Annotated in this window: 24 protein-coding genes, 1 tRNA gene and 1 pseudogene; 13 read left to right on the top strand and 13 right to left on the bottom strand. The window is 32.9% G+C overall.

Translation table 11 applies throughout. The features are described 5' to 3' along the window. Positions 1–62: 62 nt before the first annotated feature. From BLV84_RS10350 to BLV84_RS10340, 3 genes and pseudogenes are all read right to left on the bottom strand, one after another. Positions 63–1151, bottom strand: a complete 1089-nt coding sequence (locus tag BLV84_RS10350) for a hypothetical protein (protein ID WP_093244698.1) — start codon at positions 1149–1151, stop codon at positions 63–65. A gap of 160 nt (positions 1152–1311) precedes the next feature. After that, a complete protein-coding gene (locus BLV84_RS10345) occupies positions 1312–2094 on the bottom strand; it encodes an anti-sigma factor (RefSeq protein ID WP_093244693.1) in 783 nt (260 codons plus the stop codon). Then, a pseudogene (locus BLV84_RS10340) lies at positions 2091–2618 on the bottom strand (RNA polymerase sigma factor); the annotation flags it as partial. The gene BLV84_RS10345 and the pseudogene BLV84_RS10340, both read right to left, overlap by 4 nt. Positions 2619–3041: 423 nt before the next feature. On the opposite strand from BLV84_RS10340, the gene BLV84_RS10335 reads away from it, so the two are divergent. Next, entirely contained in the window at positions 3042–3779 is a 738-nt protein-coding gene (locus tag BLV84_RS10335) for a hypothetical protein (protein ID WP_143521353.1), read from the top strand. Between the two features lie 290 nt (positions 3780–4069). Here the strand turns inward: BLV84_RS10335 and BLV84_RS10330 are convergent. Together BLV84_RS10330 and mce are read right to left on the bottom strand one after the other, a co-directional pair. Continuing rightward, positions 4070–4143, bottom strand: a tRNA-Ile gene (locus BLV84_RS10330). 85 nt (positions 4144–4228) lie between these two features. Then, complete coding sequence (mce, locus tag BLV84_RS10325; protein ID WP_093244685.1) at positions 4229–4630, bottom strand: methylmalonyl-CoA epimerase; 402 nt, start codon at positions 4628–4630, stop codon at positions 4229–4231. Positions 4631–4687: 57 nt separating this feature from the next. Between mce and rbfA the strand changes: the two genes are divergently transcribed. Together rbfA and BLV84_RS10315 are read left to right on the top strand one after the other, a co-directional pair. After that, positions 4688–5083, top strand: a complete 396-nt coding sequence (gene rbfA, locus BLV84_RS10320; RefSeq protein ID WP_093244680.1) for a 30S ribosome-binding factor RbfA — start codon at positions 4688–4690, stop codon at positions 5081–5083. Continuing rightward, complete coding sequence (locus BLV84_RS10315; RefSeq protein ID WP_093244675.1) at positions 5080–6273, top strand: ABC transporter permease; 1194 nt, start codon at positions 5080–5082, stop codon at positions 6271–6273. Before rbfA ends, BLV84_RS10315 begins: the two co-directional genes overlap by 4 nt. 17 nt (positions 6274–6290) lie before the next feature. Here the strand turns inward: BLV84_RS10315 and dusB are convergent, their stop codons facing one another. The 3 genes from dusB to BLV84_RS10300 all read right to left on the bottom strand — a co-directional run bounded on the left by dusB (position 6291) and on the right by BLV84_RS10300 (position 9827). Continuing rightward, positions 6291–7295: a tRNA dihydrouridine synthase DusB gene (gene dusB, locus BLV84_RS10310; RefSeq protein WP_093244670.1), complete on the bottom strand. Its 1005-nt coding sequence runs from the start codon at positions 7293–7295 to the stop codon at positions 6291–6293. Positions 7296–7349: 54 nt separating this feature from the next. Continuing rightward, a complete protein-coding gene (locus tag BLV84_RS10305; RefSeq protein WP_093244665.1) occupies positions 7350–8936 on the bottom strand; it encodes a TonB-dependent receptor in 1587 nt (528 codons plus the stop codon). A 162-nt stretch (positions 8937–9098) separates the two neighbouring features. Beyond that, a complete protein-coding gene (locus BLV84_RS10300) occupies positions 9099–9827 on the bottom strand; it encodes a GLPGLI family protein (protein ID WP_093244660.1) in 729 nt (242 codons plus the stop codon). A gap of 204 nt (positions 9828–10031) precedes the next feature. Here BLV84_RS10300 and lepA point away from each other — a divergent pair, with 204 nt between their 5' ends. Next, complete coding sequence (lepA, locus tag BLV84_RS10295) at positions 10032–11828, top strand: translation elongation factor 4 (RefSeq protein ID WP_093244655.1); 1797 nt, start codon at positions 10032–10034, stop codon at positions 11826–11828. Between the two features lie 98 nt (positions 11829–11926). Here lepA and BLV84_RS10290 read toward each other — a convergent pair whose 3' ends face one another. Further along, entirely contained in the window at positions 11927–14425 is a 2499-nt protein-coding gene (locus BLV84_RS10290) for a hybrid sensor histidine kinase/response regulator (protein WP_093244650.1), read from the bottom strand. A 302-nt stretch (positions 14426–14727) separates the two neighbouring features. Here BLV84_RS10290 and BLV84_RS10285 point away from each other — a divergent pair, with 302 nt between their 5' ends. From BLV84_RS10285 to BLV84_RS10265, 5 genes are all read left to right on the top strand, one after another. Then, positions 14728–15030, top strand: a complete 303-nt coding sequence (locus tag BLV84_RS10285; protein WP_143521352.1) for a hypothetical protein — start codon at positions 14728–14730, stop codon at positions 15028–15030. Positions 15031–15086: 56 nt separating this feature from the next. Then, on the top strand, positions 15087–15386 hold the full coding sequence (locus tag BLV84_RS10280; RefSeq protein ID WP_093244643.1) for a hypothetical protein: 300 nt from the start codon (positions 15087–15089) through the stop codon (positions 15384–15386). 69 nt (positions 15387–15455) lie between these two features. Beyond that, positions 15456–15758, top strand: a complete 303-nt coding sequence (locus tag BLV84_RS10275) for a hypothetical protein (RefSeq protein WP_093244640.1) — start codon at positions 15456–15458, stop codon at positions 15756–15758. Positions 15759–15829: 71 nt separating this feature from the next. After that, positions 15830–16135 (top strand): hypothetical protein, encoded by a 306-nt coding sequence (locus tag BLV84_RS10270; RefSeq protein WP_093244637.1) that lies wholly within the window; start codon positions 15830–15832, stop codon positions 16133–16135. A gap of 117 nt (positions 16136–16252) precedes the next feature. Further along, a complete protein-coding gene (locus BLV84_RS10265; RefSeq protein WP_093244728.1) occupies positions 16253–17614 on the top strand; it encodes a sigma-54-dependent transcriptional regulator in 1362 nt (453 codons plus the stop codon). Here the strand turns inward: BLV84_RS10265 and arsB are convergent, their stop codons facing one another. From arsB to BLV84_RS10250, 3 genes are read right to left on the bottom strand one after another with little or no spacing between them, the layout of a single operon-like run. Beyond that, positions 17615–18625: an ACR3 family arsenite efflux transporter gene (gene arsB / locus BLV84_RS10260; RefSeq protein WP_093244634.1), complete on the bottom strand. Its 1011-nt coding sequence runs from the start codon at positions 18623–18625 to the stop codon at positions 17615–17617. A 9-nt stretch (positions 18626–18634) separates the two neighbouring features. After that, on the bottom strand, positions 18635–19078 hold the full coding sequence (locus BLV84_RS10255; protein WP_093244632.1) for a DUF6428 family protein: 444 nt from the start codon (positions 19076–19078) through the stop codon (positions 18635–18637). A gap of 18 nt (positions 19079–19096) precedes the next feature. After that, entirely contained in the window at positions 19097–19432 is a 336-nt protein-coding gene (locus BLV84_RS10250; protein WP_093244629.1) for an ArsR/SmtB family transcription factor, read from the bottom strand. 158 nt (positions 19433–19590) lie between these two features. Between BLV84_RS10250 and BLV84_RS10245 the strand changes: the two genes are divergently transcribed. Beyond that, a complete protein-coding gene (locus BLV84_RS10245) occupies positions 19591–21462 on the top strand; it encodes an ABC-F family ATP-binding cassette domain-containing protein (protein WP_234953135.1) in 1872 nt (623 codons plus the stop codon). Between the two features lie 79 nt (positions 21463–21541). Here the strand turns inward: BLV84_RS10245 and BLV84_RS10240 are convergent, their stop codons facing one another. Further along, on the bottom strand, positions 21542–21730 hold the full coding sequence (locus BLV84_RS10240; RefSeq protein WP_093244626.1) for a hypothetical protein: 189 nt from the start codon (positions 21728–21730) through the stop codon (positions 21542–21544). A 146-nt stretch (positions 21731–21876) separates the two neighbouring features. Here BLV84_RS10240 and BLV84_RS10235 point away from each other — a divergent pair, with 146 nt between their 5' ends. From BLV84_RS10235 to BLV84_RS10225, 3 genes are all read left to right on the top strand, one after another. Continuing rightward, positions 21877–22653, top strand: a complete 777-nt coding sequence (locus BLV84_RS10235) for an O-methyltransferase (protein ID WP_093244623.1) — start codon at positions 21877–21879, stop codon at positions 22651–22653. 206 nt (positions 22654–22859) lie between these two features. Further along, entirely contained in the window at positions 22860–23438 is a 579-nt protein-coding gene (locus tag BLV84_RS10230) for a cob(I)yrinic acid a,c-diamide adenosyltransferase (protein ID WP_093244620.1), read from the top strand. A 156-nt stretch (positions 23439–23594) separates the two neighbouring features. Beyond that, entirely contained in the window at positions 23595–23816 is a 222-nt protein-coding gene (locus tag BLV84_RS10225) for a DUF2795 domain-containing protein (protein ID WP_073193496.1), read from the top strand. Positions 23817–23838 lie beyond the last annotated feature (22 nt).

Genomic DNA, 23838 nt, shown 5'->3' with positions numbered 1-23838 from the left:
CTTCAGATATGGATTAGACTATATCTCAAAATGCTTGTTATCAGGAACTAATAAATATGACCTTAATCTAATTCAATTTTTGTCGTGTACTTAACACTTACATAATCTAAACTTTTAATATCATTCGTTTTCGTGATTAATTTATCATCTTCAAATTTTGAAAAACTTTCTGATTTTAACTCATTTTCAGAATCATAGCCTTTAACCATAATTTGATTATTGTTTTGATCATAGGCATAAATGTTTTTATAGGTCATTACATCATCGATATATTTCACTCTTTCAATCATATTACCATGAACATCATTTTGATATGTTGTTTTTTTATGTTTTTGACTTGAAGGTATGAATACAGTTTTCTCTATTTTAAACTCATTCCCATCATATTTCCATGTTTTTATAGCAGTTAATTCTCCAGATGAATTGTAAGTTTCTTCCTTAACTTTTTTTCTATCGTTATTGTATTTATATTTAAAAATACTTTTAGTCAAATTGTTATCACCTATATATTTTGTTTTCACCTTATTGCCACGATTATCATATTCATAAAGAGCTTTTGAGTTAATTTCACCATTGGAGTTATAAGAAATTGATGCAGATACTTTATCATTTTCGTAAAAAGTCTCTCTTCTATAGATAAGTAAAGTGTCTGATTTGAACCATTTTTCTTCGATTATTTTATTTTTTAAATTGTACTTGGCCAGAAAAGAATTTTCTACTTTACAATCAGAGTTATATTGAATTTCTCTAATAAGCTTCCCGTTTTGATTATAGTCATAAGTGGTTTTAGAAATCAAGCTATCTTTACTGTTTAATCTAATGTCGGCTATTCTATTATTATTTTTATCATAAATGGTATTCCAAGTATTTTTAATTTCACCATTAACTTTATAATTTTTTTTTGAAATCTGGTTACCGTTTCTGTCGAATTCTAGGTATGAACTAAACCAAGGATCTCTCTTTTTTCTTAATTTGCCAATGTTGTCTGAAAAAACATTTTCAACTTCATATTGCGTCGTGGTTACTGACTTTACAGGTCCACTTAATTTCATTCTTTCAAGATCACTTTTAACTTTGATATCTTGAGCTTGATTTTGAAGAGAAATGAGAATGAAAATAATTGATAAATATATATTTTTCAGATGCATCATTTATTGATTAAGTAAGGATTTTAAATATAATAAAAATACGACTTGATATTCAGTTAATTATCGACTTTGTGTATAAAAAGATGAATTCATAAAAACAAAAATCCCTGCGTGATGTGCAGGGATTTTTTATCAACTTATTTAAAAGCAAGAAGATTTTACTTTAAACCTTACCTAAAGTATATAATTTTTCTAATGTTGGTGTTTTACTTCCGCCAGCAGGCTCTAAAGTAATCCCGAATGCTTCAGCAGTTGGCGCTTGTGCAACGCGGAATAACTTGGAATCATTATCTGTAAACTCCTCTAAAAGCCCAACACTGGTTGGCGTTAACGGGTCTAATTTCAGTGACCAAACTTGATAAACCATGCCTTCTGGAGGTTTTGGTAAACCTTTGGCGTCAATCATCACTTCTTTGGAGTCTTTGTTATAATAAGCTTTTGCATAAGCCTGAGAGAAATTCTCCTGACCATCGAGCTTGATGATTTCTGTATTTTCATCACTTAAAAATGTCATGATAGTTGCGTAACTGTCTTGAACTTCTTCTAAATGTGTGTTTTCTTTTTCAAGCTTTTCATTTTCTTGATTCACCACCTGAATCTCATTTTGAGTGCTGTTGTATTGTTGATAAAGAACGCCAGAGGCAATCAGTAAAAGGATAGCCGCAGCCCAACCTATGTATGTCATTGCTGAGGTTTTTGAGAGTTCCCTTACTTTGGTTTCTTTCTTAAATAAATTCTGTTTAATACGTTCATAATTAACAGAAGGCAAATATGGCGAGGCGCTGTTTGATAGCCTGATGATGGCTTCTTCAATGGCTTCAACTTCTTTTTTAACTTCAGGATGTTTTGTCATCATTTCATTCACCTCTTTCTCTTCTTCCGCTGATAAAGAACCGTAAACATACAGCTCTAAAATACCCGAATCTATATATTCTTGTGTGCTCATTTGATGTCTAATAAAGTTCTTAATTCATTGATACAAGCTCTATTTCTTGTTTTTAAAGTGCCTAAAGGAATGCTTAAATTTTCTGCAGCTTCTTTATGTGTAAAACCTTTATAAAAAAGCAAATCAATAATTTTAATACACTTTGGTTTTAGTTTTTCTTTAAAAGCTTTTATGCCAATTGCATTTGTCAGTTTTCCTAAATTGTAAGAGCCTTCTATAACATCTACGAAATTATTTGTACTTAGGTTTTCTCTTTCTTTTTTATAAGCTTTAGATCTGTATTTATCAATAGCTGCATTGCGAGCAATATTAACAATCCAGGTGTAAAATCGCCCTTTACTAGCATCGTAAGTGTCAATTTTTTGCCAGATTTTGACCATCACTTCCTGCAAAACATCTTCAGCTTGCGCCTTGTTTTTGACAAAGGCATGTATCACACCAAAAAGACTTTGGGCATACATGTCATATAAACAATCAAAAGATTTTTCATCTTTCTTTTGAAGAAGTTCAAGAAGTTGGTCTTGTTATATAAATTTAGTTTTGTTTACAGAAATGCAAAAATTGAATTTTGAATAGTTTTTTAAGCTGTTTATTTTGATAAATTAAATAAAAGTATTAAATTAAATTGTTTTTTAGTGAATATTAAGCCTAAGATGTGTCGTATTAATATTATTCCAGTTTTTTTAAAAATGAAATTTTACTTTTTAACGCCTCTAACTTTTATAAATAATTACTAATAAATCCAAATAAAAATTTTTTAATGTCTATGCACATATAAAAAATTATATCTGTGAATATATATTAGTTATGTAAAATTTAAAAATATAATGGTTAAAAATGGGCTAACCACTCAAAGTCGAAATGATTTTGAAACGACATAAAAAATTATAGATTTATTTAGTGTTATGAGCATTAATTTGAAAATCGAAACATTAAAATTTATTATTATGAAAGTAATTGTTAGAAATTTAATACCAGTACTAGTATTGATGTTGCTTTTTTCTTGTAGTGCTGATGAAAATACAATGGCAGATAAATACAATTTTTTGTCTAAAAAAATTGAAAATAATGAAATTAAAAATATTAAAGCCAATTATCAAAATTCTATTTTTCTAAAAGGGAAATTTAAAATTGTTAAGCCTACAAGAAATCAGTTAGTAATTTATACAGAAACTGATGAAGCAAGACATGTGTTTCTATTTGATGAAGTGGATGAATCCTTTGATATTAATATAAACATTGAAAAATTATCTTATTTAAAAAATGGAATATTATTAAATGATGATTTATTTCTTGGAGTAGAAGGAAATGTAAATGAAATTATTAATACAGATTTAAAAACCTTGACTAATAATAATAGTATTCAAAGGATTGATAATTTTAAAATATTAATTCATAAATGGTTTGATAAAGAAGATGCAAATTTTAATGAATTATCAGTTGACAATTTAATAAATGAGGCATCAAGAAGTGCTGTTCTAACACATAAAGGAGATTGTGATGCCGGAGGTGAAGGCTCCACGGGTTGTAGTATTGGAGGTGGTTCTTCAGGTTGTTCCGTTTCTTGTGGTTCAGGGTATTATGCCTGTTGTAATATTACAACAATGGATCTAAATGATTGTCATTGTGATAAGGGAAAAAAACATGACATAACAATATATAAACGTAATAGCGGTATAGGTTGAGACTTGAACCGCTATTTCATTTAAAATTACAATTAAACACAAAAAGTAGCTGAATTTGTAAAAAAAGCTATTAAAGAATAAGATAAACCTAAAAAGTTTCCTATGAATTTTTTTAGAGAGAGTTTCTTAATGAAAGTATTCTTATCGGAACTCGCCTAATCAAAAACTTCTAAAACTGTTTAAATATATACTCGATGAATTATAGAAAAAACCAAAAAGTTATTCTTTAACTTACTTGAAAATAGATCATAAAAGCAAAACCCTTGAAATCATTGATTTCAAGGGTTTTGTGGTCCCACCTGGGCTCGAACCAGGGACTTTTTGATTATGAGTCAAATACTCTAACCAGCTGAGTTATAGGACCAATTTGCATAAATGCAAACTTTTAAGGATTGCAAAAATAAACAATACTTGATTACAAACCAAAAATAATTTTCAACTTAAAATTATTAATCGCGCTCTTGGCATAATTCAACCAAAACGCCGTGGTTAGATTTTGGGTGTAAAAATGCAATTAACTTATTGTCAGCGCCATGTTTAGGCTCTTTATTAATCAGTTGATAACCTTCTTCTTCAAGGCGTGTTATTTCAGCATAAATATCATCAACCGCAAAAGCGATGTGATGAATGCCTTCTCCTTTTTTGGCAATATATTTGGCAATCGGGCTGTCTTCAGAGGTGGCAGCAAGTAATTCTATTTTGCTTTCACCAGATTTAAAAAACAAAGTCGAAACGCCTTCACTTTCAACGGCTTCTTCTTTGTAAGGTTTTTCTTGCATTAAAACTTCATAAGTTCGCGCCGCTTCTTCTAAGTTTTTAACCGCAATCCCGATGTGTTCAATTTTTTTCATAAGAAATCGTTTTTTGGATATGACAAAAGTATAAATACTTCTGATTACCTTTGCATTATGGAAGAGACAAATAGACAGAAAAAAATAGCTGGCCTGATTCAGAAAGATTTGGCCGATGTTATACGCCTAACACTTAAAAATGCAGGTGTTGATAACATCATTATTTCAGTAACAAAAGTAAGAGTAACGCCAGATTTGCTTCAGGCAAAAGCTTATTTAAGTGTTTTTCCGAGTGAAAAAGCACACGGAATTTTAAAAGATATTGACCAGTATAGACCAAAAATAAAACACGAAATCGCGCAGCGTACAAAACATCAATTGCGTCGTATGCCAGATTTATTGCTTTATCACGATGATTCTATTGAGTACATCAATGATCTTGAAAATGCTTTTAAAGGAAAAGACAACCCGATTAAGGATCCTGATATTTTAGATAAGCGTAAGAAAAGGTGAGATTTTCGCTCTACATCGCAAAGCGTTATTTGTTTTCCAAAAGTGACAACAATGCCATTAACATCATCAGCATCATCGCTGCTTTAGGTGTTATTGCTGCAACATTCGCACTTTTTGTGGTGTTATCTGTTTTTTCAGGCTTAAAAGATTTCAGCCTTTCGTTTACCAATGCTTATGATCCAGATTTGAAAGTTTTGCCTGCCAAGGGCAAAAAAATCACCTTAAATGATCAGCAATATCATGAAGTTCTTGAAATTTCTGGTGTCAAAAAAGCGTCTCAGGTTATCGAAGAAAAAGTTCTTTTACAATTTAAAGACAAGAGTTCGCCTGCCATTTTTAAGGCTGTTGATTCTAATTTTTTAAAAACAAACCAGCTTAATAAACAATTGGTTTATGGCGAATGGTTTGGCGATGGCTTGTACCAAGTTGTGATGGGTTCGCGTTTGCAAAGAGATTTGTCGGTTGGTATTAGAGATTATTCTGGCTTGCTCAATATTTATGTACCAAAACCAGGAAAAGGACAAATTTTGGATATTTCAAGTGCTTTTGAAAAAGCCAGCACAAGTGTCGTTGGTATTTTTAGTGTGAATGATGAACTCGACCAAAATTATGTAATTGGTGATATAAATATTGCACGTGAATTACTCACTTTTAAAGATCATCACATTAGCGCAATTGAACTGAAACTCGATGAAAAAGCAGATATTGAAGCTATAACAACTTCTTTAAATGAAATTATTGAAGAAGATATTATCGTTAAAGACAGAATTGCTCTAAACGATAGTTTATACAAAATGTTGAATACTGAAAACTTGGCGGTTTATCTCATTTTTACGTTGGTATTGATCATCGCATTGTTTAATGTGATTGGCTCAATTACCATGGCAATTCTCGATAAACGTCACGATTTAAAATTGCTCAAAAATATTGGCGCAACAAAAAATCAAATTGTTTCAATCTTCTTTTTACAAGGGAGCTTGATGAGTATTTTAGGCGGATTCATCGGACTCATTCTAGGCTTTATTCTTGTGCTCTTGCAGCTTAAATTCAGCTTTATCATGTTCACTGAGCGATTGCCTTATCCTGTTAAAATAGAATGGCAAAATTTTGTTCTCGTCATCATCACTATCACTGTTCTCGGTGCTTTAGCATCTCGAATTGCAGCTGCTAGAGTCAAAAAATTACTTTAGAAATTTTAGTTTTAATCTCAGCCTTGAGCTTCTGAAAAATTAAAATCTCCAAATTTCTCTTCAACTTCATCAAAGGTTTTAAAAACATCTTTAGATTCGTCTGAAGTCACCATTTTCATGCGATACTCTTTGAAATGCGGAATGCCTTTAAAGTAAGTTGTGTAATGGCGGCGCGTTTCAAAAACACCAAGCTTTTCACCTTTCCAATCAATTGCCATTTGTAAATGACGTCGTGCTGTATCGATGCGTTCTTGAAAAGTGGCAGGAGCAATTTTTTCACCAGTTTCTAAATAATGTTTCACTTCTCTAAAAAACCAAGGATAGCCAATACTTGCTCTGCCAATCATTGCGCCATCAAGGCCATAATCGTCACGCATTTCTTTGGCGCGTTCAGGTGTGTTGACATCACCGTTGCCAAAAACAGGAATATGCATTCGCGGATTATTTTTGACGGCTGCAATAGGTTTCCAATCGGCATCACCTTTATACATTTGCGCACGTGTGCGACCGTGAATTGAAATGGCTTTGCAACCCACATCTTGCAAGCGCTCGGCAACTTCTAAAATTTTAATAGAATCGTGATCCCAGCCTAAACGCGTTTTGACGGTAATTGGTAAATCTGTGTGTTTTACCATAGCTTCGGTGAGTTTCACCATCAAATCGACATCTTTTAAGATGCCAGCGCCAGCACCTTTTGAAACGACTTTTTTTACAGGACAACCAAAGTTGATGTCAATAATATCAGGTTTAGTTTTCTCGACAATTTCAACAGATTGCAGCATTGATTCCAAATTGGCACCAAAAATCTGAATGCCAACAGGTCTTTCTTTTTCATAAATATCAAGCTTCATGGTGCTTTTCGCCGCATCACGAATCAAACCTTCTGAAGAAATAAACTCTGTGTAAACAACATCAGCGCCGTTTTCTTTACACAAAGCTCTAAATGGCGGATCGCTCACATCTTCCATCGGTGCGAGTAGCAATGGAAATTCACCTACATCAATATCGCCTATTTTTGCCAAAGTCGTCTTTTTAAAATTATGTTTGCAAAATTAATAAATAAAGAACACATATTTTTAAAGTTTATAAGAGAGCTTAAAGAGAATTGTTCTTGGTTGTATATAAACCTTGCGATCGGTGATCATAAATTGATCAATGCTATTACTGTTTTTATGTTGCACATCAAAAGCATTATTAATATCAATTTCATAGCCCCACGGACTACCTTCTTTATTGTAGTATATGGAAAAGTTACCGATGTCAAATTTATTGACTTGTGAGCTGTTTTTATTTTTGTAATAATTATAGGTATAATCTGTCTTTGCAATAAAATCATTTAAAAAATTCCATTCCAAAATGGCATAAGGTTCGATACGTGTAAATTGACTTTGCTGCATTTCTGATTTAAAATTACTGAAATTTTGTTTCCAACCTATTTCTAAATTTGGCCATTTCTTAAAATGTGTTTCTACTTTGAGCGTGTATTGATAGTTATTTGCTTTGTAAGCACTCAACTTTTCATTGATTATTCTTGAGTAATCTGAAAAACTCATCATTCCACGTGCTGTGAATCTGTATTTTGAAATTTTCTTAGAAAAAGAACTACTGACTGTGTAAGTGTTTTCGGGTAAATCTGAATAAACAGAAGTGTTGACCTGATCTATGCCTTCAATTTTCGTGCTATTCCGAATACTCTTCTCTTTTTTCTTATAAGTAAAATTGGCAAATAGGAAGATGCCTTTATACATATTGAAATTGCGATAGTTCAAAGACATTTGTTGGTAAAGTTCATTTTCCAAATTTTTATTACCGCGGTACAATTGATTAAAACTAACTAAGCGCAATCTGTTGGCATACTGTTGCGCATTGCCAAAGCTCGTTTGTAGGCGATAATCTAATTTAAGATTTTCTGCAGAAGAAATCTTGTAATCAATTTTTAATTCAGGAAGTAAAAAGTTTTTCTGCTGATGAGCAATTTTCTTGTCATATTGATCTACATTCCAAATATATGTGTGATACATTAAACCTGGTTTGAACATAAAGTCACCGAGCTTTACTTTGTATTGAAAACCGAAATAGCTATCAGTTAATTCCAGTTTTGTGTCATTGTTAAAACCTTTTTCATCAAAACTGTTAATGCTGCCATCTTGTAATAATTGGCTGTCTAAAGAAGTAAAACTTTCATTGAAAAAAGAAAAGCCAACACGCGGATAAATATGGTTGGTATTATTGAGTACCCAGTAGTGTTTTAAATCCAGCTGCGCTTCATTTGTAATTGATGAGCTTTGTTGTAATAAGTTATAAAAGTCACCATCATCTTCAAAAGGGATCAAATCTGTAAATACTGGTTGATTAAACAACCAATCATTGTTGTTACTTTGATCGCTGTATTTATAATGTGCGCTCAGGGTAGACGTGTGTTCATAAGAAAATTGTTTGCTATAACTCAACTCCTGAAGGATGGAAATATTTTTGGGCTGTTGTGAAATCTGTGTTAGCGTTGTATCAGTTGTGGTGTATGAATCAAGGTTCTGTACGGCATCACCATTTGAGGTTTTAATAGAAGCCTGATAAGCCAAATCATTTTCGTCGTCAGGTTTGTAACGTAGTTTTAATTTATTCAAACTAAAAGTTAAACTGTTTTTTTGTTTATTTTCTCTCAACTCATCCAGATTTTCTTCTGTGAGATACGAAATTTCGTTTGTACTTCTTGTTTTGGTCTTGCCCTTGTTGATAATGGTAAAAGCCTCTAATCGTAAGTCAGTCGTGATTTCTTGTGAAATACTTCCTGCACCAAAATCATTTTTTTGGCTTGAGATTTAATCTTACCTATTCAATTTTTTGTTTAATTCAGAAATTAATTTTTCATATTCTTTTTGAGATAAAGCATCTTTAACACTTACTTTTTTGATTTCGAGCTTTTGAGATTCTTCAATTGTTTCTGCTGTAATTACTGCTTTAGGTAATTCTAATTCTAAAATTAAGCCAGGTAATCCATTATATATATCTGGTCCCGTTTTAATAGGGATTGATGGAGCAAACCAAGCAATAATTTCATAACTATTTCCAGTAATAGGATTGTAATAGACGCCTTCAGCTTTTTTTGTTGAAAGCCCTAAAATAAATTGAGATGCTTTCTTTATTTGCCACTTAAAATCGTAAAAATCTCTTTTAACAACGAGTTCTTGACCTGCTAAATTTTGTTTAAATACAATTTCGGAGTCTTGATTGTTTGAATATAACTTTTCATGAAACCCCGTAAATCGATTTGCACCTTCTTTAAAGATTTTTTCATAAGGATTTCTATCGCCTTTGGACATCATCTCCTCTTTTCTGAAAGAAGCTTCTTTTTGATTTGTAACTAGAGTATATTTTGTTTTTTTAGCCTGATCAATAATTTCATTGACAATGGTTTTCATTTGTTCAGATTTGCCATCTAAGGAACCTTGTAAAATAGGTTCTGTTTTGTAAGTAATTTTGAAAGTGGCTTCAGACTGTGCGGTAATATTCAGAATATAAAATAAACAGAAAATAAAAATAAATTTCTTTTGCATTAAGGTGATTTTTTAAAGAAAGTCTTCAACTAAGTTTTTTATAAATATAAACTATAAATGAATTTTTTAAAATTTACAATCATATACTCTAAAAATATGATAATTTTAATCGATTGCTAGACAGATGATAATCAAAACAATTAAAGCTTATACTTTCTGTCTTAAAAACCTATATTTGCAACTCTTAAACACGAGAAAAAGAGAATGAAACATATCCGAAATTTTTGCATAATTGCGCATATTGATCACGGGAAAAGTACACTTGCCGACCGTTTGCTTGATGCAACCGAAAGTGTCACTGAACGTGAAAAACAATCACAATTACTCGACAGCATGGATCTGGAACGAGAACGTGGCATTACCATTAAAAGTCACGCTGTTCAAATGGTGCATCATCATGAAGGGCAAGAATATGTGTTCAACCTTATTGATACGCCTGGTCACGTGGATTTCTCTTATGAAGTATCGCGATCTATTGCAGCCTGTGAAGGCGCTTTATTGATTGTTGATGCGGCGCAAAGCATTCAGGCACAAACCATTTCAAACCTTTACTTAGCTTTAGAAAATGATTTAGAAATCATTCCTGTTCTTAATAAAGTTGATTTGCCAAGTGCAAATCCTGAGGAAGTGACAGATGATATTGTTGATCTTTTAGGCTGTGATCGTGAAGATGTCATTCCTGCGAGTGCAAAAACAGGTTTAGGAATTCAAGAAATTCTTGAAGCAATCGTGAAACGTGTTCCTTCACCAAAAGGCGATCCTGATGCGCCGTTGAGAGCTTTGATTTTCGACTCTGTTTACAACCCATTTCGTGGTGTTGAAACTTACTTTAGAGTTTTCGATGGGTCGATTAAAAAGAATCAAAAAATTAAATTTGTCGCAACAGATAATCAATATTCAGCTGATGAAATCGGTACTCTAAAATTAATTCAAATTCCTAAAAAAGAAATATCAGCTGGCGATGTAGGCTACGTTATCACAGGAATTAAGGAAGCGCGCGAAGTTAAAGTGGGTGATACCATTACTGATGCCGAAACGCCAACACAAAATGCTGTTTCAGGATTTGAAGATGTCAAGCCTATGGTTTTTGCAGGAATTTATCCTGTTGATACCGAAGATTATGAGGAACTGAGAGCTTCTATGGAAAAACTTCAGTTGAATGATGCCTCTTTGGTATTCCAACCAGAAAGTTCTGCCGCTCTTGGTTTTGGTTTCCGTTGCGGTTTCTTAGGTATGCTTCACCTTGAAATTATTCAGGAAAGATTAGAGCGTGAGTTTGATATGACGGTAATCACAACCGTGCCTAACGTTTCTTATTTAGCCTACACGCTGAAAGATCCTAATGAAGCATTGCCTGTCAGTAACCCTTCAGATTTGCCAGATCCTTCTGTTATAGATCGTGTTGAAGAGCCTTACATTAAAGCAAGTATCATTACAAAAGCTGATTATGTTGGTCCTGTGATGTCGCTTTGTATTGAAAAAAGAGGAGAAATTACAAATCAAATTTACCTGACTGAAGATCGTGTTGAACTGAGTTTTGATATGCCTTTGGCTGAAATTGTTTTCGATTTTTATGATCGTTTAAAAACAGTTTCTAAAGGTTATGCTTCTTTTGATTATTCGCCAATTGGCATGCGAACTTCTAAACTTGTGAAGGTTGATGTTCTGCTTAACGGAAATAAAGTTGATGCATTATCAGCTTTACTTCACGCCGATAATGCTTATGATATCGGTAAGAAAATGTGTATTAAATTAAAAGAATTAATACCACGTCAACAATTTGATATTCCGATTCAGGCTGCAATTGGTGCAAAAATTATTTCGAGAGAAACTGTGAAAGCTTTACGTAAAGATGTAACTGCAAAATGTTATGGTGGTGATATTTCTCGTAAAAGAAAACTTTTAGAAAAACAGAAAAAAGGTAAGAAGAAAATGCGTGCTGTTGGTAATGTGGAAATTCCACAAGAAGCATTTATGGCTGTCCTGAAATTGAACGATTAATAAAATCTCAGTCTGAATTGAGCATAGATACTCAATGAACTTTTAGAGAAAATATAAATTTAAAAAACGCTTTTATCAGATCTGATAAAAGCGTTTTTTTATGAGGACATCAATCCCAGATCTTTTTGAATCTGTTGATTGATATTTTTCCAAAAACGATAAAGTGACTCTAATTCTTCATGAGGGAAGTCAGCTTCAGCATCATATAATTTTGTTCGGATGAATTCCATATCAACTTCTTCTTTGACTTCAACTTGTCCAAATCTAGAAGTTAATCGATGAATAGCGTCACGGCAAATGTCAGATTCTTTTTCTTGAATTCCTTTTTTGAGTTTGTTGAGGTCGGTTTCGTTTTCATCAATTAAGGATTGGGTGAGTTCTATAAGTGCTGACATTTCATCACCGGCATAGGCTTTTAAAGTTTCTAAACTGTATTTTCTCTCAGAAATTTCAACGGAATTCCTCTCGGTTTGCGTTTGATGAGTTTGCTTAATATTCAGTAAATCACAAACGGTGTCAATAAGTTTTTTGGTTTTAAGAGGTTTAAAAATTTTAGCATCAAAAGCTGAAATATGAGATTTTTCTTCATCGCTCAGCATTGTGTTTGCTGTCGAAATAATGGCAGGAGGTAAATCAGGGTATTTTGCCTTTAACTTCTGTAAAAGTTCGTAGCCTGTCATTTCTGGCATTTTGTAATCAAAAATAAATAAGTCGATATAATCAATATTTTCTAAGGCGTTCAATGCTTCTTGCGGATTTGAGAACGAAGTGATTTTAGCGCCATATGAAGTCAGCACTTTTGTCAATAATTTTAGAATCAATTCATCATCTTCAACAAGACAAATATGTTTGTTTTGAAGCAAACTCTTGTTAGGTTGTAACGCATTCGTTTGTTCTTCTTTAATATTTTCTAAACGTTTTAAATGAAACTCCAATCTGAAATATGTGCCTTTATCAATGTTGCTTTTGATGTACATTTTGCCTTCCAGATTTTGGACAAGCTTTTTGACAATGCCTAAGCCTAAACCAGTTCCTTTCAATTTGTTTTTATGAGTTCCTGCTTGTTGGTAATCTTTAAAAATACTGTCAATCTCAACATCAGTCATGCCGACACCAGTATCTTTAATCTCAAGAATAAAATAATCTGGGTTATCAACATCTGCAAAAGCATGAAAACTGATTTTTCCTTTTTCAGTAAACTTCATCGCATTATGCAATAGATTATAGAGAATGTGTTGTAATAATTGAAGATCAGTTTCAACATAAATATTCTCTTCAGGAATTCTATATTCAAAAGCTAAACCTTTTGTTTTTATAGGTCTCGAGAAGCTTTGCACAATCGCATCAAGCCCTTTTGTGAAGTTGACGGGTTTTTTATTGACATCGATAATTCCGGCTTTGATTTTAGCGATATCCAGTATTTCGTTTGTCATTTCATAAAGATAATCTGAAGCAGATTTTAAAGCCAAAACATTTTCATTATCGTGATCCAAAAGATCGATATAACCAATAATTGAAGTCAGCGGCGTTCTTAATTCGTGACTCATTGTTGAGAGAAATTTCTGTTCTTCTTCAGCTTCTCTTCTTGCTTTAGCTTCGTTTTCTTTTAGTTTCTTTTGGTAAAAAATATTCTTGTTAATATCCTTAAATATAATCAGCATGCTGATGAGAATAATCAGAATAAGCAAGCCAACAATAAAAGCGATAATGTAAAGTTTCTTCTGAGCATTTTCCTGAAGCTTAACAATTGAGTTTTGTTGATTTTGGTATTCAGTAAAAATGATATCGTTCAATATTTTCTCAACATCATTATAAATCTCCATATTACTTTTGAATATATCACGCTCTCTTTGATTAAGCTGTCGCAAAAGTCTCATGCGTCTCGTTTGGAACATCTGCATGGATGGTTCGATATCAAAAAGTAGACTATCCGAGCTTTTTGAGGCTAAGGTGTCAATTTTTTGGTTGATCAATGTATCCATCACTTTGATGTCTTTTTTCTTGGGTTTTGGTTTCTCACCGCCAAATAATCTTTGAAAAAAGTTACGAGAATCCTCTTCGCTTACTTCTGTTGAGTCAATGCCTTCTAGTGAGCGCTCATAAATTTCTGAGTTAATATGCTTTACAATCATCACAGAATCTGATGATTGTGTGGCTTGCGTGAGCAATTCATCTTCTAAAAAAACTTTAAATTCTTTATAGAGCTTTTCTTGTTGAAGATCACTGTTTTTTTCTAAAGCTGCATAATCATCTCTAATTTGTTCCAGCAGAAAAGGGATGGTGTCAAGCTTGTCAATTTTGTGTTTTTGACTGTTTAAATTAAGCTGAATCGAATCAATTCTTGACGTAATTTTATCAATCAAACTGTCTGACATTTGCTTGTTTGAATTATTTTCTCTGACAAGATACAGACTGTTGAATTTGTTGAGGTCAAGCATAATTTGCTTGATGTGAGCTGAGTTTTTATCTGGTGCCAAAGCACTTTCAACATCTTTATTGATACTTCCCAAACTTTGATAGAAATAAACACTTAATCCCATCAAGCCGATAAGAATCAGTGTGAAAATCCAAAGCATTTTACCTTTTAGCTTAAACATCGCTTTTATTTATAGAGACTTTTAAAGGCACAAGATGTACCAAATTTACTTTTTTTAAAAATAGAGGAATTCTTTTGCCTAAATGCTGCTTTTTCACAAAAAATATGAAGTTAAAAAGTGTTGATTTACGTTTTGTTTTTCTACAAAGTGTAGAATCATTTCTACAGATTTTTAAATCTATTTAAAACTTCATTATTTTAAAATTCTGATTTTCAGCTATTTAATCATTTATTTTATTCTGGTCTCAATATTGAATATTAGCTAAATGAATTTGAAACAATAATCAAATTAAAATGATTGCTATGAAAAAGATGATTTTTACAGTTGCATTTGCAGCAGCTACAATAGGAATGAAAGCGACAGTTAGTCAAAGTCAATTTGAAGTTTTAGAAATTCAAACAGAAGTGAATTATGAAAAAAATATTCAATTTAAAGATTTACCAGCTGCGGTTCGGGATGCTTTTAAAGCTGACGGACATGAAGAGAAAGATGTTTTGAAAATTGTCAAAACTAAAATTGATAAAAGATTTACAGAGTTTAAGTTTTTAGTCAAAGAAGAAGGTCAAGAAACCGAAATCTCTTATAAGGCTAAACTCAAGGAATAAAAAAATGCTAAAGAATTTAGCATCAGAAATACACAACACACATTAAAAAAATTGTTATGAAAAAGTTAGTTTTTACTGCTGTTTTAGCAGCCGCTTCGATCGGCTTGTCTCAAGCGAATACTATTGTAGATCACGCTGAAACGACTCAAGAAGCAACACTTCAAAACGAGAAAGAAATTAAGTTTAGCGAAGTTCCAGAAGCCGTCCAAAATGCTTTTATGCAAGATGGGTACAAAGAAGAAGACGTTCTCAAGGTTTGGGAAATTGATTCTGGCGAAGGCTTAACGGAGTACAAATTTTTATTAGAAGTTGACGGACAGAAATCAGAGATTTCTTACAAAGCTCAAACAAAGTAATGTTAATGAGCTGTTAGTATAGCTCATTTTCAACAACTTACTCACAACACACATTAAAAATTATTAATTATGAAAAAGATCATTTTAACTGCAGTTTTTGCAGCCGCAACAATAGGAGTCGCCAATGCAAATACATTAACTCAACCAGTTGATGTTACAATTGAATCGACTTTTCAAAATGAGAAAAAAGTAGAATTTAAAGATGTTCCTCAAAATGTCAAAGATGCTTTTAAAGCTGATGGCTTGAAGGAGGATCAAATCAAAGAAATCACTGCCGTAAAAACAGGTAGAGGTTTAACAGAGTACAAGTTCCTTTTAGAAATTGAAGGAAAAGAAGTTGAGAAGTCTTATGATGCCTTGACGAAAGATTAAAAAAGCTGATTGATTTCAGCGCACAACAAAAGAAACCACAACAACCTATTTAACCTATAAATCCTATTATTATGAAAAAATTAGTCCTTACTGCATTTTTTGCAGCCATTACTATCGGAATTAGCCATGCAAACACTGCAACAGAAGTGCCGACCAACTCTTATGAAAACTTTATCCAAAATCAAAGAGTTATTGAGTTAAACGAAGTTCCGCAAATTGTACAAGATGCCTTCAAGGCTGACGGTTATACTGAGGAAAGCATTGTTGAAATCCATGAAATTACAACAGGCGAAGCTCAGATAGAGTATAAGTTTATTCTTGAAGTTGAAGATCAACAAGCAGAAGTAACTTATAACGCTAAAGGCGAAAAACAATAAGCTTAATTTAGTTTTGGTTCCCTAGGGGCTGTCACTTGTGACAGTCCCTTTTTTTGTTAACGAAGTTTTGTGTGTCTTAATTCATCACTTTGTTTAAATTTGTCTAAAATCCTGTTTGTGAAACATATTCTCCTCATTGATGATGATGCTTTTTTTATCAAAACATTAAGCAACTACTTAAAGCGTTTTAATTATGAAGTTTCAACAGAAACCAATGCTGAATCGGCATTGAAATTAATTGATCAAACAACTTTTGATCTCGTGATCACTGATTATAAATTACCAAACTCTGATGGGTTAACCGTTATTGAAAATCTTAAAAAAAACCATCCTGAAGTTCCTGTTATTCTTATCACAAACTACTCAGACATTCGTACGGCTGTAAAGTCTATTAAACTTGGCGCTTTTGAGTTTATTTCGAAACCGATTATCCCTGACGAATTTAAAATTGTGATTCAAAAAGCTTTGGAGAATAAAGAAAAAGAGTCGCAATCAAATTTTAAAAAAGAAAACACACAGAAAGAAAAAGAGCAGACGCAGCAATCAGCTGATGAAACTTCTTTGATTAAAGGTGTCAATGCGAAAGCGATTCAATTATGGCAATTTGCAAAACAAGTCGCGCCAACAACAATGTCTGTTCTTATTACGGGTGAAAGCGGAACTGGTAAAGAATATGTTGCACAATATATTCACGATCATTCTGAGCGCGCCAATAAAAAGTTTGTTGCCGTCGATTGTGGTGCTTTACCAGAAAATATCGCTTCAAGTGAATTGTTTGGTCATGTGAAGGGTGCTTTTACAGGCGCAACGCATGATAAAGTTGGTCAGTTTGAATATGCAAATGGAGGAACTTTGTTTCTAGATGAAATCGGAAACTTAGCCTACGAAACACAAGTGAAACTTTTAAGAGTTTTACAAGAACAAAGCATCAGACGAGTTGGTGATACTAAAGACATCAAGATTGATGTGCGTGTTATTGCAGCAACCAACGAAATGCTTCAATCCGCGATAGATGATAATATTTTTCGATTAGATTTATATCACCGCCTTAATGAATTTGAACTCACAACACCATCTTTGAGAAATCGACCTGAAGATTTCGAAGAATTTGTTAAGTTCTTTATCAAAATTGCAAGTCAAGAATTAAACAAAGCTATTCCTCGAATTTCTATTAAACTCATAGAAAGATTGTCTTATTACGATTGGCCAGGAAATTTACGTGAACTCAAAAACTTAATGAAGCGTGCAGTTCTTTTAGCACAAGATGGTGAAATTCTTGAAGCGCATCTACCACAAGCTATTTTGGAAAAAGAACAGCCAAAAGTCAACCTCAAAGATGCAAAGGAGCATCAAGAGAAACAGCTGATTTTAGAAGAGCTAGAAAAACAACGCTACAACAAATCTAAAGTTGCCAAAGCACTGGATATCGATAGATCAACGCTTTACAATAAATTAAAACAATACGATATTAAGTTGTGATTAATAACGCCATTTGTTGGCTAACCATACTAGCGATAGCATCACCGGAACTTCAATTAAGATGCCGACAACCGTGGCTAAAGAAGCGCCCGAATTAAGCCCAAATAATGAAATAGCCACAGCTACAGCAAGTTCAAAAAAGTTGCTCGCACCAATTAAAGCAGAGGGTGCACAAATCTGATGTTTTAACTTCATAAAGCGACCTGCAAACCAAGCCAAGAAAAAGATAAAATAAGTCTGAAGCGTCAGCGGAACTGCAATCAGTAAAATATGGAATGGTTTTGCGATAATTCTTTCTCCTTGAAAAGCAAAAAGTAAAATTAATGTTGTGAGAAGTGCCAGAATTGAAACTGGTTTTAGCTTTGGTAAAAACCTTTTCTCAAACCATTCTTTTCCATATTTCTGAATCAATAATTTATTTGATAAATAACCAGATAAAAGCGGAATAACTACAAAAATAAAGACCGAGTACAACAAAGTATCATAAGGAATTTCTACATCAGTAACACCAAGCAAAAACTTAACAATTGGTATAAAAGCCACCACTAAAATTAAGTCGTTGAGCGAAACTTGAACTAAAGTATAATTGGCGTCACCTTTGGTTAAATACGACCACACAAAAACCATTGCGGTACATGGCGCAGCTCCAAGTATAATGGCTCCTGCAATGTATTCAGAAGCTTCAGTTGGCGAGAGAAAAGCTTGAAAGATTTGATCTAAAAATAACCATGCAAAGAAAGCCATGCTAAAAGGCTTAATCAGCCAATTCACAACCAAGGTTAAGCCTATACCTTTTGCATTTTTGGTCACATTTTTAAGTGAGGAAAAATCAATTTGAACCATCATTGGGTAAATCATCATCCAAACCAAAATCGCAACAGGCAAATTAACCTTTGCAACTTCTAGATCACTCAAAAAGGCAATAGAATCACCTGCTAAATAGCCTAAAAAAATCCCAATCGCAATGCAAGCTAAAACCCAAAGGCTTAAATATTTTTCAAACTTTCCCATAAAATAAATTTAGCAGCAACCAGAATTTGGATCACATGCATTTTCAGGTTGAAGTTCAGGAATGCCGCATTTGTCTTTTGCTAAACAGTCAGTTAAAGTTGATTTTAAATGAAAAAATTCTCCATCAAACTCAAGACTGTAGATTCCAATCGTGTCACCTTGGTACTCAACCTTGACTTCTAAAGTATCATCGATGCTCAATTGGCGTTTGGCAAGCTTGATAATGTTTCTCAGTTTTTTGGGTTGCAAGCGATGCTCAACATCCTCAGCGCTCCATAATTGGAAATTCACATGTTTTTCATCTCTTAAAGTGCCACCACAATCGATAAATTTTCTATTGATTTCTCCTATTTCAGTGACATGAAAATGTTCAGGAACAATTTTCCCGTCAGGACGTTTAAAAATAAGTTGATCTATTTTTTCTAAATTCTGTTTAACTTCTGATAATGTCATCTTTCTATATTTTTGTTTTTAACAGCAATTTTTCTCTGCAGTTGAAGGATATTTATCAAATAAGGCGATAAATAAATTCTTGGTTTCTTCCCATTTTTTTGGTTCGATGCAATAGCAAACCGATGTGCCTTCAATTGTGCCTTGTATAATGCCAGTTTTTTTTAACTCGCGTAAATGTTGACTGATTGTTGCTTGTGCTAGGCCAAGTTCTTCAACCAAATCGCCACAAATACAAGTTTTGGTTTCTAATAAATATTCAATAATTGCCAAACGCGCTGGATGTCCAAAAACTTTGGCAATTTGCGCAAACTCATTTTGATGTTTTGTAAATAAATCTTTCTTGGTAATTCCCATCATTAAATTATATATTGCAATATTACGATGAATAAATAAAATGACAATTTGATTCTTTTAATTTTTATAAAAAATTTCTTTATCTCATTTGAACTGAAGTCATAAAAGTGCTGTATTCGGTTAAATTAAAGTATTTTCGTGCAAAAATAAATCGAGCTGTGGAAACAAGTGCTGCTTTACTTTCAGTAGAAAATATTGATAAATCATACGGAACATTGGTTTTGTTTGAGAATTTATCTTTTGGAATTAATCAAGGTCAGAAAATGGCTTTAATTGCTAAAAATGGAACTGGTAAAACCTCCCTTTTAGAAATTATAGCAGGAGCTGATCAACCCGATGCTGGTCAGGTTGTTAAAAGAAATGATGTTAAAGTAGGTTACTTACCTCAAGAACCAAATTTAGATCCTCAGCTAACAGTTGAAGAAAGTATTTTTGCTGCTGATAACGAGACTTTACAAGTGATTAACCGTTATGAAAAAGCATTAAATAACCCTGAAGATACTGAAGTTTATCAAAAAGCTTTTGACCAAATGGAGGCTTTGCAAGCTTGGGATTTTGAAACGACTTACAAGCAAATTTTAAGCAAATTAAAACTTGATGATCTTTCTCAAAAAGTCAGTGATTTATCTGGAGGCCAACGTAAAAGATTGGCTTTAACAAATTTGATTCTGGATAGGCCAGATTTGTTAATTCTTGATGAGCCAACTAACCACCTGGATTTGGAGATGATTGAGTGGTTAGAAGATTATTTAAAATCAGAAAACCTGACGCTTTTTATGGTGACTCACGACCGTTATTTCCTTGATCGTGTTTGTAATCATATTATTGAATTGGACGATCAAAAACTCTACTCTTATAAAGGAAATTACGCTTATTACGTGGAGCATCGCGCTAATCGTATGGAAACTGAAGCGACGAACTTAGCAAAAGCAAAGCAACTTTATAAATCTGAACTTGACTGGATGCGTCGTCAGCCAAAAGCGAGAACGACCAAATCAAAATCACGAATAGAAAATTTTGATGATATCAAGGAACGTGCAACTAACCGTCGCAAAGAACACAAAGTCAGTCTCGAAATTAATATGGAACGTCTTGGCTCAAAAGTGATTGAACTTCACAAAATTTCAAAAGCTTATGGCGAAAAAGAGCTCTTTTCAAATTTTGAATATGTTTTTAAGCGCCAAGAACGCATCGGTATTATTGGTAAAAATGGAACTGGAAAATCAACTTTTCTAAACATCTTGACGGGTCAGGAAGAGCCAGATTCAGGGAAAGTTATCATTGGCGAAACCATCAAAATTGGTTATTACACACAAGGCGGCATCAAGATCAAGCCAGAGCAAAAAGTAATTGATGTTATCCGTGAATTCGGTGATTATATTCCGCTCAAGAAAGGACAAAAAATTTCTGCTCAACAACTTTTAGAACGTTTTCTTTTTGATCGTAAAAAGCAATATGATTTTGTTGAGAAGTTAAGTGGAGGTGAACGTAAACGTCTTTATTTATGTACGGTTTTAATTCAGAATCCGAATTTTTTAATTCTCGATGAGCCAACCAATGATTTAGATATTATTACACTTAATGTTCTTGAACAATTCTTGCTCGATTTCCCAGGTTGTTTGATCGTTGTGTCTCACGACCGTTACTTTATGGACAAGATTGTGGATCACCTTTTTGTTTTTGAAAATGAAGATATTTCTGATTTTCCAGGGAATTATTCTGATTATCGTGCTTATAAAAAACTTGAACAAGAAGAAGCTTATGCAAAGCCAAAAGCTGAAAAGAAAGTTCAAGAAAAACCAAAAACCACTGAAGTCACTTTAACTTATCAGGAACAAAAACAATACAAGCGATTAGAAAGTGATATCAAAAAACTGGAAAGTCAAAAAGCTAAGCTTGAAGCTAAATTCCTAGAAGATCTCAATCCAGAAAAAATCAAAGAATTATCAATCGATTTACAGAAAATTGAATCAGACATTGAAGAAAAAACCGAAAAATGGTTTGAGCTGTCAATGAAGTCTGAGAGTTAAAACAAAAAGCACCAACTCTCTACTAAAAGTTGGTGCTAAAAAAAATCCTATTATCATGAAATATAATGCGAACTACACATTATGCGTTAAGCGAATTGCTTTCTTCTTTTTCTTGTAATTCTTTTTCGCGTTGTTCTTTTTTAATGCTATTATTAATAAAAATTAAAACAGCTGCAACAAGTCCGATGATGACAAGTCCAAAAACGACTGTCATTATAAAAGCACCATTGCTCCAATTCACGAATAAAGTTAATAAGTTAGGTATCATAGCTTTTGAATTACAAGACAAAAATAAGACCCAAGTTCGCATTATAAAATGACCAATGTCAGTTTTCGAGTTTTATTTTAATTTATCTTTGATGAATGATAAAAATAACAAATTTTAATAGTTTTCCTAATTCAAACTCTTGATTAATGATTCATCAGGCCAAAGCTTATTTAAAATTCATTCGATGTTCCAAGAATCAACATGGCATACATTCGCCATTTGTATATCAGTTGATCACGAAATGTTTTTATCATAAAAAAAAACGCAAAGCTTATCAACTCTGGAAGCAAGCTAAAAAATCACTTTTAAATGATAAATCTTTTATTGAAGTTGAAGATTTTGGTGCTGGCTCAAAGGTTTTTAAGTCAAGCAAACGTCAAGTCAAAAAAGTTGCTGCCAGAGTAGGTGCTTCTTATAAAAGAGCCAGATTATTAAATCGTTTTGTCTATTATTTAAATTCCAAAACAGCGCTTGAATTAGGCACATCTTTAGGTTTAGGAAGTTTAGCAATAAGTTTAGAAAACAATCTTCAATTAACCACACTTGAAGCTTGTCCAAACACACTAAATAGGGCAAAACAACTATTTAAAAAAATGGATTGTCAAGATAAAATAAAATCCGTGAATGCAGATTTTCAATCTTATATCAATGAACTTTCTGGCGAACAAAAATTTGATTTAATTTTCATTGATGGTCATCATAATTATGAAGCAACTATCAGCTATTTCAACCAGCTTTTAAAGCATAAGCACAACGATTCTGTTTTTATTTTTGACGATATCCATTGGTCAAAAGGCATGGAAAAAGCTTGGGATGAAATTTGTCAATCAAAGGAAGTGACAGTTAGCATAGATACTTTTCAGTGGGGTTTTGTTTTTTTTAGAAAAGAACAAGCAAAAGAACATTTTACAATAAGAGTCTGAGCATTTTTTGTATTTTAGAGCAAAAATTATCTTGAAATGTTAGAGGATTTTTCACCGACAATGCAATTCGTTATTGTCATTATTATTTTAGCTGTTTTATTTCTTTTGGTTATTTTGAATAACAAGAGAAATAAAAGCAAACGTGATCGCAGGTCAAAACGAAATTTTAGAGAAAACATTTCTGAAAAACGCAAAGAAAAAGAATCATGAAAATTTATACAAAAACTGGTGATAAAGGAACAACAGCTCTTTTTGGCGGCTCGCGTGTTCCAAAACATCATATCAGAATAGAAAGTTACGGTACCGTAGATGAGCTGAATGCCAACTTAGGCATGTTGCGTGATTGTGAAGTGAATGCACAGATCAAAAAAGATATTGAACTCATTCAAGATAAGCTTTTTACCTTAGGCGCAATCTTGGCAACCGATCCCAAAAAAGCAAAATTAAAAAGCGGAAAAGATCGTTTAAACATCCCGCGCATCACAGCAAAGGATATCGAATATCTTGAAAAACGCATTGATGAAATGAATGAAACTTTACCACCAATGACGCATTTTGTTTTGCCAGGTGGACACAAAGCCGTTTCTCAAAGTCATATTGCGCGATGTGTTTGTCGTCGTGCTGAACGAAATGCCGCAGCTTTGCATGAGATTGAAGCTTTTGATGAAGAGGTTTTACAGTATCTCAACCGTTTGTCAGATTATATTTTTGTGGTTTCACGAAAAACAGCAGACGATCTTAACGTCAAAGAAACACAATGGATACCCGAAAAACTTGATTCTTAAAAAAGAGATAACAAGTTAAGCTTTGTGATTTAGTACTTTTTTGAAGTTAAAGCATCAACTCTAATTTCCTGATAATCAAAGAAGAAATAAAGAGTAAAATGTTTGCTTGTTACAATAAAAAAATTACATTTGCAAAAATTTAAAACGACTTAAAAGATGTATTGGACATTAGAATTAGCATCGTACTTGAGTGACGCGCCTTGGCCAGCAACCAAAGATGAATTGATTGATTACGCTATCAGAACTGGCGCACCTTTGGAGGTTGTAGAAAATCTTCAATCAATCGAAGATGAAGGTGATACTTACGACTCAATCGAAGAAATATGGCCTGATTATCCCACAGACGAAGATTACCTGTGGAATGAAGATGAATATTAACAGTATTTTTCATATAAAAGCA

Source organism: Psychroflexus halocasei, assembly GCF_900107595.1.
GTDB classification, from domain to species: domain Bacteria; phylum Bacteroidota; class Bacteroidia; order Flavobacteriales; family Flavobacteriaceae; genus Psychroflexus; species Psychroflexus halocasei.
The sequence above is the reverse complement of the archived record's forward strand: the minus strand, read 5'-3'. Positions and strand labels throughout refer to the sequence as shown.

Bases quoted from the DNA above. Each gene is read 5' to 3' on its own strand.
- BLV84_RS10230 (WP_093244620.1), top strand. From the start codon at position 22,860: ATGAAAATTTATACAAAAACTGGTGATAAAGGAACAACAGCTCTTTTT.
- BLV84_RS10350 (WP_093244698.1), bottom strand. From the start codon at position 1,151: ATGATGCATCTGAAAAATATATATTTATCAATTATTTTCATTCTCATT.
- BLV84_RS10275 (WP_093244640.1), top strand. From the start codon at position 15,456: ATGAAAAAGATCATTTTAACTGCAGTTTTTGCAGCCGCAACAATAGGA.
- BLV84_RS10285 (WP_143521352.1), top strand. From the start codon at position 14,728: ATGAAAAAGATGATTTTTACAGTTGCATTTGCAGCAGCTACAATAGGA.
- BLV84_RS10335 (WP_143521353.1), top strand. From the start codon at position 3,042: ATGAAAGTAATTGTTAGAAATTTAATACCAGTACTAGTATTGATGTTG.
- BLV84_RS10300 (WP_093244660.1), bottom strand. From the start codon at position 9,827: ATGCAAAAGAAATTTATTTTTATTTTCTGTTTATTTTATATTCTGAAT.
- BLV84_RS10280 (WP_093244643.1), top strand. From the start codon at position 15,087: ATGAAAAAGTTAGTTTTTACTGCTGTTTTAGCAGCCGCTTCGATCGGC.
- BLV84_RS10235 (WP_093244623.1), top strand. From the start codon at position 21,877: ATGATTCATCAGGCCAAAGCTTATTTAAAATTCATTCGATGTTCCAAG.
- BLV84_RS10225 (WP_073193496.1), top strand. From the start codon at position 23,595: ATGTATTGGACATTAGAATTAGCATCGTACTTGAGTGACGCGCCTTGG.
- mce (WP_093244685.1), bottom strand. From the start codon at position 4,630: ATGAAAAAAATTGAACACATCGGGATTGCGGTTAAAAACTTAGAAGAA.
- lepA (WP_093244655.1), top strand. From the start codon at position 10,032: ATGAAACATATCCGAAATTTTTGCATAATTGCGCATATTGATCACGGG.
- BLV84_RS10345 (WP_093244693.1), bottom strand. From the start codon at position 2,094: ATGAGCACACAAGAATATATAGATTCGGGTATTTTAGAGCTGTATGTT.
- BLV84_RS10270 (WP_093244637.1), top strand. From the start codon at position 15,830: ATGAAAAAATTAGTCCTTACTGCATTTTTTGCAGCCATTACTATCGGA.
- BLV84_RS10250 (WP_093244629.1), bottom strand. From the start codon at position 19,432: ATGGGAATTACCAAGAAAGATTTATTTACAAAACATCAAAATGAGTTT.
- BLV84_RS10255 (WP_093244632.1), bottom strand. From the start codon at position 19,078: ATGACATTATCAGAAGTTAAACAGAATTTAGAAAAAATAGATCAACTT.
- BLV84_RS10240 (WP_093244626.1), bottom strand. From the start codon at position 21,730: ATGATACCTAACTTATTAACTTTATTCGTGAATTGGAGCAATGGTGCT.
- arsB (WP_093244634.1), bottom strand. From the start codon at position 18,625: ATGGGAAAGTTTGAAAAATATTTAAGCCTTTGGGTTTTAGCTTGCATT.
- rbfA (WP_093244680.1), top strand. From the start codon at position 4,688: ATGGAAGAGACAAATAGACAGAAAAAAATAGCTGGCCTGATTCAGAAA.
- BLV84_RS10290 (WP_093244650.1), bottom strand. From the start codon at position 14,425: ATGTTTAAGCTAAAAGGTAAAATGCTTTGGATTTTCACACTGATTCTT.